We start from the raw sequence: 15,404 nt of genomic DNA, 5'->3' as shown, positions 1-15,404 counted from the left end.
GCGCCAAGGAATCCAGATGCTCACCGACTCGCTCTTCCGCGCAGACCACGCCCCGGTTCAAGCAGATATCGAGGGGGCTCTGCCATTCGTCTTGCGCGCCCCTGTGTCAGGCGACTCCTGGCGCGATCATGCGGAACTTATCAAGGCAACCGTCGACCGCGAGTTGCACACCACCGGCGGTATCCTCTTTCGCGACTTCGCCTTCCGTGATGCCGGCGATTTCGAGGATTTCGCCCGTAGTTTCGGTCACGAGCTGCTGACCTACGACTACGCCTCCACGCCGCGCACCAAGCTCAACAGCCGCGTCTACACCTCCACCGAATATCCGGCCCACCAGGTCATTCCGCTGCACAACGAGCAGTCCTACTCGCTGAACTGGCCGATGAAGATCTGGTTCCACTGCATCCAGGCCGCGCCGGTCGGCGGCGAAACCCCCATCGCCGACAGTCGCCTGGTCTACCAGCGCATCGATCCCGCCATTCGCCAGCGTTTTGCCGAGAAGCGTCTGATGTACGTGCGCAATTACGGCAATGGCCTGGATCTCACCTGGCAGCAGGCGTTCAGCACCGAGGATCGCAATGAGGTCGAGCGCTTCTGCCGCCTCAGTCATATCGACTTCGAGTGGAAGGATGACGGCGAGCTGCGCACGCGCCAGGTCTGCCAGGCTGTGGCGCAGCACCCGGTCACCGGCGAGTGGGTCTGGTTCAACCAGGCGCACCTGTTCCACATCTCCAACCTGCCGGCGGCGCTATGCGAGACGCTGGTGTCCATCGTCGGCGAGGAGGGCGTGCCGCGTAACGTTTTCTACGGCGATGGCTCGGCCATCGAACTGGAGGCGCTGGAGCATTTGCGCGATGTACTGCAGCGCACCCAGATCATTTTCCCCTGGCAGGCGGGCGATGCGCTGATGCTCGACAACATGCTGGTCGCCCATGGGCGCTCCACCTTCCAGGGGGCGCGCAAGGTGGTGGTGGCCATGGCCGAGCCTGCGCCGGCGGGCTGATAACCCGCTCATTTCCGATGCCGCCGCGAAGGCGGCAGAACTCGACTCTGCAAGATGAAGGACGACACATGCTCGATCGCCTGATGCGTGATTGCTGGCTGCGCGGTATTCGCCTGTCCGCCAGCGAAGGCCGCCTGATGATTTCCGCTGCCTTGCCGGAGGCCCTGAGCGCCGAGCTGGAGCAGGAACTGCAGGCGCGCACTGCCGAGATTCTGCCCTGGCTGCAGTGCCACCCGGATTACTTCGAGGCGCGTCCGCTCAGTGATAACGAGCAGGCCCTGTGGTTCCTGCAGCGCATGGAGCCAGGCAGTTGCGCATACAACATCGCCCTGGCCGGGCGGGTCAGGCCGCAGTATCTCTGGGCGGATCTGCCACAGCGGTTGGAGCGGGCCTGGCAGACGGTACAGCGGCGTTATCCGCACCTCTGCAGTGCCTATGTCGAGCGCGATGGCGAGTTGCTGCAGTGGGACAGCCGTCCCCAGCCGACTTCGCTGCAGTGCGAAACCTGGCAGTGCGCGGATGCGGCCAGCGTGCAGCAGCGCGTGATCGAGCTGGCTGACACACCTTTCGATCTCGCAGCCGGCGAGGTCAGCCGGCTCGTCCTGTTGAGCAACGAACTGGGCGACCGTACCGAGCACACAGTGCTGCTGGGCATTCACCATATCGCCTCCGACCTGACCACCTTCGACGTGCTGTTCAGCGAGCTGTTCGCCCTGGTCGATGGCCAGGAGTTGGCCGAGGTCGATCCCCAGGCCTACCGCAACTGGTGCAGTGCCCTCTACCTGCGCAGTGAAGTGATCGAAGCCGAAGAGCTGGCCTGGTGGCAGGCGCAACTGGCCGATGCACCGACCCTGGAACTGCCCACCGACTTCGCCCATGGCAGCACCCAGGGCTTCGAGGGTGGCGAGCTGTCGTTTCACTTCGGCGCGGCCAACAGCGAGCGGCTGCGTGCGGTGGCCAAAAGCCTGGGCGTGACGCCCTATGTCTATTGGTTCTCGTTGTTCCAGCAGTTTCTCGGCCTGCTCTCCGGGCAGGATGATTTCATCCTCGGCACCCCCAGTGGCTGGCGCCTGAAGCGCGAGCAGGCCGAGCTGCCGGGTTATCTGGTCAACCCCTTGCCGGTGCGCTGCCGCGTGCGGCGCGACCTGTCCAGCGCTGATTGGGCCAGGCAGGTGGCAGGCACTATGCGGCAGACCTTGCGCCACCGCCACTATCCCTTCGCGCGCCTGGCCAAACATCTGGATCTGCCACGGCAGATGGGCAGGGCGCCGGTGTTCCAGCACATGTTCACGCTGAACAAGGAGCGTGACGTGCCATTCGAGCGCTATATCGAGCGCATGATCGGCGAGCAGCGTGGCGCGGCCCATGAGCTGAACCTGGTGATCATCGATGATCTGCCCGAGTTCATCGGCCGTTGGCGCTACAGCAAGGCGCTGTATCGGCGCGAGAGCGTCGAACGCTTCCAGGCGCAGTTCCTGGCCCTGGTCATGGCGGCCATGGAGCAGCCGCATGTGCCCTTCGCCGAACTGGACTGGCAGCCATTGGAGCAGCGTTCGCAATTGTCTGGCGAGGTTCTGCCGGTGCCGGAGGAGGGCGCTTGGCAGGCCTTTGCCAAACACTGCCAGGCAAAACCACAGGCCATCGCCCTGGAGGATCAGCAGGGCCAACTGACTTATGCCGAGCTGGCCAGCGCCGTGGTCGCCCGTGGCGAGCGCCTGCAAGGCTCGCTGAACGCCCTGGGCGATCGCGTTTCTCTGTGCCTGCCGCGCAGTCGTGAACTGGTGATGCATATGCTCGCCGCCTGGCAGTGCGGCGCCACCTATCTGGCCCTCGACCCGCAGTGGCCCGAGTCGCGTCTGCAGGACATCTGCCTGGATGCCACGCCCAGGGTCTGCGTGGGCGAGGGCGAGCGGCCAGACTGGTTGCCAGAGCAGGTGCAGTGGCTGACCGTGCCGGGCGAGGCAGCGTTCAGCGATGCGCCGCTGCGCACCAGCGTGCCGGCGGACTTGCCGGCCTACGTGGTCTACACCTCGGGCTCCAGCGGGCGACCCAAGGGCGTGGAGGTGACCCAGGGCAACCTCATCCACTACGTCAGCGCCTGCCTGGCGCGCCTGCAACTGAGCGGTGACGCCAGCCTGACGAGCCTGGCCAGTTGCGCCACGGACCTGGGCCACACCGCCTTGTTCGGCGCGTTGCTCAGCGGCCGGCGCTTGCGCCTGCTGGACGAGGCGCTGGCCTTCGATGCCGAGGAACTGGCGGCGTTGCTCGGCCAGCAACCCGTGGACATGCTGAAGATCGTGCCCTCGCACCTCAATGCCCTGCTGGTGGCCAGCGAACCACAGCGCCTGTTACCGCGCCAGTGCCTGGTGCTCGGCGGTGAGGCGCTGGGTGCCGAGCTGCTGGCGCGGGTACGTGCCCTGAGCCCGCATCTGCGCATCGTCAACCACTACGGGCCCAGCGAAACCACGGTGGGCGTGCTGACCCACGAGGTCGAAGGCGAGGGTGACGCGCCGCTCGGTCGGCCCCTGGGCAACGTGCGCATCAGCGTGCGTGGGCCGGATGGCGCGCTGCTGCCGGCTGGCGTCAGCGGTGAGCTGTATATCGAAGGCGCCACCGTAGCGCGTGGCTATCTGAGTGCCAGCGAGGCCGATCAGGCGCGCTTCGGCGAACTCGGCTATCGCACGGGCGACCGGGTGCGCCTCGATCATCTGGGGCGGGTACTGTTCCTCGGGCGCCTGGACGAGCAGGTGAAGATTCGCGGTTACCGCGTCGAGCCTTCGGAAGTGGCGGCGCAATTGCGCGCGCTGCCGCAGGTTGCGGACGTGCGTGTGCTCAACGCACCGACGCCGTTGACCGGTAATCGCCTGGTGGCCTTCCTGGTCGCTGCCGATGGCGACCTGGCGGATATCCAGGCCGCGTTGCAGGCACGCCTGCCGGACTATATGCAGCCGGCGCAGTGGCATTGCCTGGAGGCCATGCCGCTGCTGGCCAACGGCAAGGTCGACCGTCAGGCATTGCTGAACCTGGCCGAGCAAGCGCCGCGCAGTGTCGAGGCGCGTGCCGAGCAGCCGTTGAATGCCGTGGAAAGCACCCTGCTGGATATCTGGCGCGAGCTGCTGGGCAACCCGGATATCGGCGCGGATGACAACTTCTTCGCCCAGGGTGGCGACTCGATTCTCGGCCTGCAGATCATCGCCCGCGCGCGCCAGCAGCAGATCACCCTCACGCCCAAGCAACTGTTCGCCGAGCCCAGCGTGCGGGCGCTGGCGCGAGTGGCGCAGACGCCGCAGCGGGCCAGGGGCGAGCGCCTGCTGGCGATTGCCCGGGAGATTCTGGAAAAGCCCGACCTGCAAGCCGACGACAACTTCTTCGCGGTCGGTGGCGACTCGATCCTCAGCCTGCAGATCATCGCCCGCGCCAAGCAGCAGGGCCTGCAGCTCAAGCCCAAGCAGATCTTCGAGTTCCCTTCGGTCAGCGGCTGGGCCGAGCAGGCCGTGGATCTCGCCAGTGTGGACGAGCCGGCCAAGGTCGATAACGCCGAGCCAAGCGCCGCTTTCGCTCTGACGCCGATCCAGGCCTGGTTCTTCGATCAGCAGCAGACCACCCCGCAGTACTGGAACCAGTCCCTGCTGCTGGCCGTTCAGCAGCCGCTGGAGCCGGCGCGTCTGGCCACGGCGCTGGCCACCTTGCTGCAGCGTCACAGCAGCCTGCGGCTGGTTTTCGAGCAGAGCGCGCAGGGCTGGCAGCAACGCTATCAACCGCTGTCGGCGGACATGGCCGGCAAGCTGCTGCAGGTGGTCGAACAGCCACTGGATGACGCGCTGCTGCAGCAATGGCAGCAAGGCTGGCAACTGGATCGCGCGCCGTTGATCCGCTGGGTGTACTTCACCGGCAGCGGGCATCTGCTGTGCACGGCGCACCACCTGCTGGTCGATGCGGTGTCCTGGCAGGTGCTGCTGGAAGAGCTGGAAGGTTTGTACCTCGACCCGCAAGCCGCGCTGCCGGCGGTTTCCACCAGTTTCCATGGCTGGAGCGCGGCCTTGCAGCGCCATCGTCAGGCTCCCGAAGTGCTGGCCCAGCGCGACTACTGGCAGGCGCAGTTGGCCGAGGAGGGCGAGGTCGCCCGTGACGTCAGCCTGTATGGCGAAAGCCGCACACTGGAAACCAGGCTGTCCGTCGAGAAAACCGAATGGTTGTTGGGCGACTGCCATGGGGCCTACGGCACCCAGGTGCAGGATCTGCTGGTCGCGGCGCTGGCTGGCGTGATCGGCCAATGGCTGGGGCGCGAGCAGGTCACCCTGGAGATGGAAAGCCACGGTCGCAGTGGCTGGGAGCAGGGCCCGGATCTGTCGCGCTCGGTGGGTTGGCACACCAGTCGCTACCCCTTGGCCGTGCCTGCCGCCGAGCAACCGGAGGAGGCCATCATCGCTGCCAAGGAAGCACTGCGCCGCATACCGGAGCAGGGCATCGGCTACGGCCTGCTGCGCCTCGATCCCCGGCACGGGCTCGGCGCCGCTTCGCTGCTCACCTTCAACTATCTGGGGCGGGTCGACCAGTGGCTGGGCGGTTCGCGCCTGTGGCGCCTGGCGCAGCCGCTGTGCCCGGCCATGCGTGCCTCCGATACCCGCCGCACCCACTTGCTCGATGTCACCGCACTGGTCGACCAGGGCCAGTTGCACATCGAATGGCGCTACGCCCCGCAGGTACATGACCAGGCTCTGATCGGCGCGCTGGCGCAGCAGTTCCAGCAGCGCATCGAAGCCCTGCTCGAACACTGCCTGGATCCCGAAGCCGGCCGCGCCACCGCTGCCGACTTCGCCGACTCGGGGCTTTCCGACGACGAATTCCTCGGCCTGCTCGAGCAACTGCAATGACCACACCTGGCGCCCCCACATCCCCAGCTCACGGCAAGGAGACCCTCGGCATGAACGACAAGGTCAAGGCACTTTCCCGCAATATCGAGGCCATCTACCCACTGGCGCCCATGCAGCAGGGGCTGCTGTTCCACAGCCTGATGCATCCGGGCAAGGGCATGTACCTGCTGCAGTACCGCCACGTGATGGTACTGCCGCAGCTCGACCTGGACGCCTTCCGCCAGGCCTGGGCACAGGTGGTGGAGCGCCATGAGCTGCTGCGCACCTCCTTCGTCTGGAAGCAGCAGAAGCGGCCGATGCAGGTGGTGCACAAGCAGGTCGAATTGCCGATCACCTACGAGGACTGGTCGGATATCGACGAGGCCGAGCAGCAGGCGCGCCTGGAGCATCTGCTGGCCGAGGAGCGCCGCGAGGGGCTGGATTTCACCCAGGCGCCGCTGATGCGCGTGCGCCTGTTCAAGCTGGCGCCGGATACCTACCAGTTCGTGCGCAGCTATCACCACATCCTCATGGATGCCTGGTGCTTCTCCATCATCATGATGGACTTCCTCGACGGCTACCGCGCCGCGCGTGAAGGGCGGCGCCTGGAGCTGCCCAAGCCACGCCCGTACCGCGATTTCATCCGCTGGCTGGAACAGCAGAAGCCCGAGGATCATCAGGCCTTCTGGCAGCAGCGCCTGGCCGGTTTCGATACGCCCACCACTTTCGGTTTCGGCCATGCCGGCCGCGTGCTCGATGCGCCGGAGCCGGTGGAGGATTGCGTCGAACACCTGAGCCCGGAGCAGACCCAGGGCCTGCAGCAGGCCGCCAGCCGCCTGGGCATCACTCTCAACACCCTGGTGCAGGGTGCCTGGGCCTTGCTGCTGGGGCGCTACAGCGGCAATCGCGATCTGCTGTTCGGCGTCACCGTGGCCGGGCGCCCGGTGCACATGCAGGGCATGGAGAGCATCGTTGGGCTGTTCATCAACAGCCTGCCGCTGCGCTGGAACTGGCAGCCGCAGCAGTCGCTCGGTGCCTGGCTCAAGGCCCTGCAGGCGGAGAACCTCAGCCTGCGCGAGCACGAAAGCGTGTCGCTGGCGCAGATTCAGGGCTGGAGCGAGGTGCCGCGCCAGGATCTGTTCCAGAGCCTGTTCGTCTTCGAGAACGCGCCGATCTCCGCCAGCCTGCGTCAGGGCCAGCTGGACTACCTGATCAGCGACATGGCCAACCGCACCCACACCAACTACCCGATCACCGTGGTGATCGTGCCCGGCGAGCGCCTGCACCTGCAGTTGACCTACCAGACCGACTGGTTCCTGCGCGAGGAAGTCGAGCAGATGCTGCGCCACTTCCGCACGCTGCTGCTGAATATGGGCGACGCCCTGGCGCGCGATACCGAGATGCCGTTGCAGCGTCTGGCCATGCTCGATGCGGCGGAGATCGCCCAGCAGCATGCCTGGGCCGCAGGTGGCCTGGCGGCGGACGAAGCGCAGTTGCAGCTGCTCTACATCGAGCGTGTGCAACAGCAGGTGCGCCGCACCCCCGAGCGCATTGCCGTGGTGCATGGCGAGCGCAGCCTGAGCTTCGATCAACTGAACCGGGCAGCCAACCGCCTGGCCCGTCATCTGCGTGCCAATGGCGTGCAGGACGGCGACCTGCTGGCGCTGCTCGACGAGCGCGGCCTCGACCTGGTGGTGATGATCCTCGCCACGCTCAAGGCCGGCGCCGGCTGGCTGCCGCTGGACCCGCGCAACCCGCCGCAGCGCCTGGCCCAGGTGCTCACCCAGAGCCGTTCGCCGCTGTTGATCCATGGCGCCGAACAGAGCGAGCTGGCCCAGCAGGCGCTGCAGCAGATGGCCCAGCCACCGGCGGCGATCCGCTACGAGCCAGCGGCCCTGAGTGGCTACAGCGATGCCGACCTGAACATTCCCGTGCATGGCCTGTCGCTGGCCTACTGCATCTTCACCTCGGGCTCCACCGGCACGCCCAAGGGCGCCATGGTGGCCCATGCCGGCATGCTCAACAACATCCTCGGCAAGTTGCCGGGCCTGGGCCTGAATGAAGATGACGTGATCGCCCAGAGCGCGCCGCAGTGCTTCGATATCTCCGTCTGGCAGACCCTCGCCGGCCTGGTACTGGGGGCACGCACGGTGATTCTTGGCGACTGCGTGATGCAGAACCCCGAGGCCCTGGCTGAGGCAATCGCCCGGCATGGTGTGAGCATTCTCGAAGCGGTGCCGTCGCTGATGCAGAGCCTGCTCGATGCCGGCCTGGAGCGCACCGCGCTGCGCTGGGTACTGGCCACTGGCGAGGCGCTGCCACCAGCGCTGGCGCGGCGCTGGTTCGAGCGTTACTCGGGCATCCCGCTGATGAATGCCTACGGCCCGGCCGAATGTTCCGACGACGTGGCCTTCCATCCGCTTATCGAGCGCCTGCCGGAATCACGCAGCAGCGTGCCGATTGGCCGCGCCACCCTGAACAACCGCCTGTACCTGCTGGATGCCGAACTGCAACCGGTGCCGCGCGGTGCGGTGGGGGAAATCTTCGTCGCCGGCGTCGGCGTTGGCCGTGGCTATATGGCCGACCCGGCGCGCACGGCGGCGGTGTTTCTGCCTGACCCCATGGCCAACGACGGCAGCCGCCTGTATCGCACCGGCGACCTGGCGCGCTTTCTGGTCAATGGCGAACTGGAGTACGTCGGGCGTACCGACCACCAGGTGAAGATTCGCGGCCACCGTATCGAGCTGGACGAGATCGAAGCCTGTCTGACCCGTTACCCCGGCGTGCGTGAAGCGGTGCTGCTGGCCCGTGACGACCAGCAGCGCGCCAAGGTGCTGGTGGCCTATTTGGTGGCCGAGCCGCAGCCTTCCATCGAGGCGCTGCGCGAGTTCGTCACCGCCAACCTGCCACCCTACATGCTGCCCAGCGCCTTCATGCTGCTCGAACGCATGCCGCTCAACGCCAACGGCAAGATCGACCGCAAGGCGCTGCCGGCACCCGACTTCGCCGCGCAGAGCGAGGCGCGCTACGTGGCGCCGCGCAGCGAGCTGGAGGGGCAACTGGTCGAGGCCTGGCAGTCCGTATTGGGACTTGCGCGGGTCGGCATTCAGGATCACTTCTTCGAGCTGGGCGGGCATTCGCTGCTGGCCACGCAACTGATCGGCCAGATCGGTAAGCTCAGCGGCAAGGAGCTGCCCCTGCGCGTGGTCTTCGAGCGCCCGACCATCGCCGCCATGGCCGAGTGGCTGGAGCAGCAGGAGGCTGGCGAGAGCAACACGCCGAAGCGCCTGCCGCGTCCGCAGACCCTACCGCTGTCGTTCGCTCAGCAGCGCCTGTGGTTCCTGCAGCAACTGCAGCCCGACAGCCCGGCCTACAACCTGGCCGGCGCGGTGCGCCTGAGCGGCGACCTGCATGTCGCTGACCTGCAGGCAGCGCTACAGGCCCTGGTCGACCAGCACGAAGTCCTGCGTACCCGTTTCGTCAGCGACGGTGGTGAGCCGGTGCAGGTCATCCTCGCCAGGGCCGAGCTGGCCTTGCCGTTGATCGAGGTGGCCAGCGAGGCGCAGTTGCACGAGCTGCTGCGCCAGGACGCGATGACCCCGTTCGCCCTGGACAGCGCGCCGCTGCTGCGCGCCTGCCTGTACCGTCTGGGCCCACAGGCCCACGTGTTGGCGCTCAATTGCCACCATATCGTCGCCGATGGCTGGTCGCTGCAACTGATCATCGACGGCCTCTGCGCCCATTACCGCGCGCTGCGTCAGGGGCGTGAACCGGTGGTGGCCGAGACGCCGATGCAGTACGCCGACTATGCCTTGTGGCAACGCCAGTGGATGGACAGCGCCGCCTGCCAGAGCGAGCTGGCCTACTGGCGCGAGCAGTTGTCCGGCGAACTGCCGGTGCTCGAACTGGCGGCGGACTTCCCCCGTCCGGCCCATGCCAGCCAGGCTGGCGGGCGCGTCGAGCAGCGCCTGCCGGATGCCCTGGTGGCGCGCCTGCGGGCATTCAGCGCGAGCCACGGCTGGAGCAACTTCATCCCCATGCTCTGCGCCTTCCAGTTGCTGCTGCGCAGCCGCAGCGGCGAGCACGACATCCTCGTCGGGGTGCCGGCCGCCAACCGCCATCACGCGGCGTTGCAGCCGCTGGTGGGCTGCTTCGTCAACACCCTGGTGTATCGCCAGAAGCTCTCCGGCGCAGCCAGCCTGTTGCAGCACATGAGCGCCTTGCAGGCGCTGTCGGTGGCGGTGCAGTCGCACCAGGATCTGCCCTTCGACTACCTGATCGAACAGCTCGGCGTGGCCCGTCAGGTCAGCTACAACCCGCTGTTCCAGGCCATGTTCAACTACTTCCCGGGCCATGCCCTGGAGCGTTTCGAGCTGACCGAGCTGATCGCCGAGCCCCTCGACAATCGCCCGGACAGCGCCCTTTGCGACCTACATCTGGACGTGCGCGACAGCGAGCACGGCATCGCTCTGAGCCTGCAATACAGCAGCGAGCTGTTCCGCGAGCAGACCGCTCGCGCTATGCTCGAGCAATACCTGGCGCTGCTCGATGCCGTGCTCGAACAGCCGCAGCAGGTACTCGGTGAACTCGCCTGGCAGCCCGAGCAGCGCGCGCTGGCCCGCTTGCACGGCGAGCCTGTGCAGGGCCAGGAGGACATCCTGCAGGCTTTCGCCCGGCAGGTCGCCGAGCAGCCCAAGGCCATCGCCGTGCAGGCCGGCCAACGGCGCCTGAGCTATGCCGAACTGAACCAGGCCGCCGAGCGCCTGGCCGCTGCCTTGCAGGCCCGTGGTGTCGGCGTCGAGGATCGTGTGGCCCTGCGCCTGCCGCGCGATGCACGGCTGCCCATGGCCATGCTGGCCATTCTCAAGACCGGCGCCGCCTACGTGCCGCTGGCCGAGGACACCCCAGCCGAGCGCGGCCGTTACATTCTCGCCCACGCGCAGCCACGGCTGTGCCTGAGCAATGCCGAGGCCCTGGCGGAACTGGCCGAGTGGGGTAGCGATGTCGAACTGCTGGATATCGATGCACTGAGCAGCAGCGAGCCCTACCGTGCGCCGAGCGTGCATCCCGCCCAGCTCGCCTACGTGCTCTACACCTCGGGTTCCACCGGCCAGCCCAAGGGCGTGGCCATCGCCCGTGGCAACCTGATGAACCTCATGCTCGGCGTGCAGCAGGTGCTGCCGTTGACGGCGCAGGACAGGGTGCTGGCACTGACCACCGCAACCTTCGATATCGCCATCGTCGAGCTGCTGCTGCCGCTCGCTCGCGGGGCCAGCATCCTGCTCGCCGACCGTGAGCAGGCACGCGACCCGCAAGCCCTCGATGCCTTGATCGAGGCCGGGCAGCCGACGGTGATGCAGGCCACGCCGGCCACCTGGCGCATGCTGGTGGCGCATACCCAGCGCAGTTGGCAGGGCGTGCGTGCCATTTCCGGCGGCGAGGCGCTGCCGAGCGCGCTGGCCGAGGCCATGGAGCAGCGTGGCGCGCGGGTGATCAATGGCTACGGGCCGACCGAGGCCAGCGTCTACAGCACCTTCGAGCCGCGCCAGGGCGACAGCGACGGGGTGGAGGTGCCAATCGGCCGGCCCGTGGTGAATACCGCCGCCTATGTGCTGGATGCTGACCTGCAACCCGTGGCACCGGGCGTTTCCGGCGAGCTGTACCTGGCCGGCGCCAACCTGGGCCGTGGCTACTTCGCCGCGCCTGCGCTGAGCGCGGCCAGCTTTCTGCCAGACCCCTTCGTGCCGGGCGCGCGCATGTACCGCACTGGCGACCGCGTGCGGCGCAATGCCAATGGCAGTCTGGACTACCAGGGGCGCCTGGACTTCCAGGTCAAGCTGCGCGGTTTCCGTATCGAACTGGGCGAAATCGAAGCCTTGCTGGCGCGCGTCGCCGGGGTGCGTGAGGCCGCTGTGGTGCTGCTCGGCAGCGGCGACAGCGCGCGCCTGGTGGCCTACTACTCGGTCACCCAGGCGGCAGAAGAGCTGACTGATGCCACGTTGCGCGCGCAACTGGCGCAGCACCTGCCGGATTACATGCTGCCGAGCCAGTTCGTGCGCCTCGACACGCTGCCGCTGAGCCCCAGTGGCAAGGTGGAGCGCAAAGCGCTGCCGGCCCCCGCGCAACATGAGGGCCAGCGCGACGGCGAGCTGAGCCAGCCCTGGGAGGTGCAACTGGCCGAGCTCTGGTGTGAGCTACTCGGTTGCAACGCGGTGGGCGCCGGCGACAACTTCTTCGCCCTCGGCGGCCATTCGCTGCTGGCGGCACGGCTGGTGGCACGTATCGCCGAACGCCACGGGCGGCAACTGCCGCTGCGCAGCGTCTTCGAGTGCCCGACCCTGGGCGCACTGGCGGCCAGCCTGGTCACTGCCGAGGGTGCAGACGAAAGCATCCTGCAGCCATTCGGCGAGGCGCCGGCGCCGCTGCATTTCACCCAGCAGCGGCTGTGGTTCCTCGACCGCTTGCAGGGCGACACCCAGGCCTACCACCTGTCCCTGGCCATGCACCTGCACGGGAACCTGCAAACCGAGGTACTGGAACGCGCCCTGGCGCAACTGGCGCAGCGTCAGCACAGCCTGCGCACTGTGTTCAGCGAGACGGATGCCGGCGCGCAGCAGCAGGTCGTGCCATGGCACGGCCCGCTGCTCAGCGTAGAAGCCTTGCAGCAGGATGTGCAGTCGCCGGCCTTCGCCCGCACCCTGAGCGAGGAAGCGCAGCGCGCCTTCGACCTGAGCGCCATGCCGCTGTGGCGCGTGCGCCTGTACCAGGGCGAAGGGCAGAGCGTGCTGCAGGCCACCTTGCACCACATCATCGCCGACGCCCGTTCGCTGGAGATCTTCTTCGACGAGCTGCAACGCCTTTACCAGGCCGAACTGAACGGAGCCCAGGCGGCGCTGGCACCGCTGCCACTGCAATTCAGCGATGTCGCCGCCAATTGGCAGAGCGCGGCCGGGCAGGCGCGCATCGACGCGCAACTGGACTACTGGCGGCAGGCCCTGGCCGGCGAGCCGCCGGTGCTGGATTTACCCACCGACCTGCCGCGCCCTGCCGAGCAGGGCTACCACGGCCGGCGCCTGCGCTTCGAGCTGCCGGTCGAGTTGGTCGAGCGCCTGCGCAGCACCGCGCAGCGCCATGGCCTGACTGCCTTCGCGCCGCTGCTGGCGGCGTGGAAGGTGCTGCTGGCCAGGCATTCCGGGCAGCGTGAGCTGTGGATCGGCATGCCGGTGGCGCAGCGTCAGCAGGCGTACACCGACAACCTTATCGGTTACTTCGCCAGCACCCAGGTGCTGCGCAGCCAGATCGATCCACTGCAATCGGTGGCGTCGTTCTGGCAGACGCTGCAGGCTACCCATCTGAGCGCCCAGCAGCACGGTGACGTGCCCTTCGAGCGCCTGGTGGAGGCCTTGCAGGTACGTCGCGATCTCAGCCATACGCCGCTGTTCCAGGCGCTGTTCAACCTGATCCAGCGCGACGACGTGGCGGCGGTCGGCCAGGGCTTCGCCGGCCTGCCAGCGCAGCGCCTGGATGTCGAGAGCGACAGCGCCCTGGTGGACATCGGCCTGCATATCGAGCAGCACGGCAGCGCCTGGCATTGCGTGCTGGAGTACAACACCGAGCTGTTCGTCGCCAGCACCATGCAGCGTTATGCCGATGAATACCTGCATCTGCTCGCTGGCATGCTGCAACGCCCCGACGCGCGGCTATGGGACATCGATCTGGCCAATGCCGATCACGCCCTGACCCGCCGCCCGTGGAACCTGCCGGCGCACGCGCTGAGCGAAACCGAGGATCTGATCGCCCGCTTCGAGCGCCAGGCCCAGCGCACCCCGGATGCACTGGCGGTGGATTGCCAGGAGCAGCGCTACAGTTATGCCCAGCTCAATGTCCTGAGCAACCGCCTGGCCTATTGGCTGCGCGCCCAGGGTGTCGGTTGCGACGATCTGGTCGCACTGTGCCTGAGCCGTGGCCCCTGGCTGCTGCCCAGCATCCTGGCGATCCACAAGGCGGGCGCGGCCTACCTGCCGCTGGATCCGCAGCAACCGGGCGAACGCCTGCGCTTTATCATCGAGCATGCGCGGCCGGCCCTGGTGCTCAGCGAGCAGGCCTGCGCCGAGGTGCTCGTCGCTGTCGACAGTACGCTTGTCGAGTGCCTGCCGCTGGAGCAGCAGCCGGCGCATGACCTGGCCTTGCCGGTGGCGCCGCAGCAGCGCGCCTACGTGATCTACACCTCGGGCTCCACCGGCACGCCCAAGGGCGTGCAGGTCACCCGTGGCAACCTGAGCAACCTGCTCGCCGGCCTCGACCGCCACTTGCCGCTGAGCGCCGAGGATGTCTGGCTGGCCAGCACCACCTACGCCTTCGATATGTGCAAGCCGGAGCTGTTCCTGCCGCTGCTCAAGGGCGCGGCCATCCTCCTGGCGCGCCGCGAGCAGGTGGTCGACGGTCACCGCCTGTTCGAGCTGCTGCGCCGCGCTACGGTGTTCCAGGCCACCCCGTCCGGCTGGCAGATACTCCTGGAAACCGGGCGTGACGACTGGCTGGCCCTGCGCGGCCTGATCGGCGGTGAAGCGGTGCCGGCCGAGCTGGTCAAGGTGCTGCAGGCCAAGGGTGTGCAACTGATCAACGCCTATGGCCCGACGGAAACCACCGTCTGGTCGACCACCCAGGTGCTGCGCGAGGTGCCGGCCGGCGTCGCCGATATCGGCATGCCGCTGCTCAACACCCGTTGCTACGTGCTCGACGACTGCTTGCGCCCGGTGCCGCTGGGCAGCACCGGCGAGCTGTATATCGCCGGCAGCGGGGTGACCCGTGGCTACCAGAGGGCGCCGACTATTACCGCAGCGGCGTACCTGCCCGATCCGTTCGCCAGCGAGCCTGGCAGCCGCATGTACCGCACTGGCGATCTGGTGCGCCGCCGTAGCGATGGGCGTCTGGCCTATGTCGGCCGCGCCGACTTCCAGGTCAAGGTGCGCGGTTTCCGCATCGAGCCGGGGGAGATCGAATCGCTGTTGCGCCGTTACCCCGGCGTGGAAGAGGCAGTGGTCATGCTCGATGCTCGCAGCCACAGCCTGTTCGCCTGGCTGCAGGCCGCGAGCCCGGTGGACGAGACGGCGCTGCGCCGTCATCTGGAAAGCCTGCTGCCGGCCTATATGGTGCCGACCGGTTTCATCCAGCTACCGCGCTTCGCCCTCAATGCCAACGGCAAGATCGACCGCAAGGCCCTGCCGGCGCCGCAAGCGCAGGCCGAGCAAGGCGTGGCGCCACGCACGGAGCTGGAGCGCGAGCTGGCCGAGTTGTGGCAGGAGCTGCTCGACCTGCCGCAGGTCGGCGTGCTCACCAGCTTCTTCGAGCTGGGTGGCCATTCGCTACTGGCGATGCGCCTGATGACTCGCGTGGAGAGCCGCTTCGGCGTCAAGGTCGAGCTGCGCAGCCTGTTCCATAACCCAACCATTGCCGGCCTGGCCGAGCAGATCGAAAACCCGCAGCGGCCTTCGACCGACCAGGCACTGGATGAGATGCAGCGTTTGCTGGCAGAGATGGAAGACTGA

The 15,404-nt window shown here is 67.4% G+C and carries 3 protein-coding genes; all 3 read left to right on the top strand.

Translation table 11 applies throughout. The features are described from left to right. Positions 1-16 precede the first annotated feature (16 nt). Positions 17-1,003 (top strand): TauD/TfdA family dioxygenase, encoded by a 987-nt coding sequence (locus ACSVIK_RS09355; RefSeq protein ID WP_442444071.1) that lies wholly within the window; start codon positions 17-19, stop codon positions 1,001-1,003. 68 nt (positions 1,004-1,071) lie between these two features. Beyond that, positions 1,072-5,877 (top strand): condensation domain-containing protein, encoded by a 4,806-nt coding sequence (locus ACSVIK_RS09350; RefSeq protein ID WP_442444070.1) that lies wholly within the window; start codon positions 1,072-1,074, stop codon positions 5,875-5,877. A gap of 50 nt (positions 5,878-5,927) precedes the next feature. Further along, on the top strand, positions 5,928-15,404 hold the full coding sequence (locus tag ACSVIK_RS09345; RefSeq protein WP_442444069.1) for an amino acid adenylation domain-containing protein: 9,477 nt from the start codon (positions 5,928-5,930) through the stop codon (positions 15,402-15,404).

It is taken from the genome of Pseudomonas sp. NCHU5216 (genome assembly GCF_052156495.1).
Taxonomy (GTDB): domain Bacteria; phylum Pseudomonadota; class Gammaproteobacteria; order Pseudomonadales; family Pseudomonadaceae; genus Aquipseudomonas.
This window is presented reverse-complemented; position numbering and strand designations above follow the sequence as displayed.

Coding starts and splice junctions, on each gene's coding strand:
- ACSVIK_RS09350 (WP_442444070.1), top strand. CDS start 1,072: ATGCTCGATCGCCTGATGCGTGATTGCTGGCTGCGCGGTATTCGCCTG.
- ACSVIK_RS09345 (WP_442444069.1), top strand. CDS start 5,928: ATGAACGACAAGGTCAAGGCACTTTCCCGCAATATCGAGGCCATCTAC.
- ACSVIK_RS09355 (WP_442444071.1), top strand. CDS start 17: ATGCTCACCGACTCGCTCTTCCGCGCAGACCACGCCCCGGTTCAAGCA.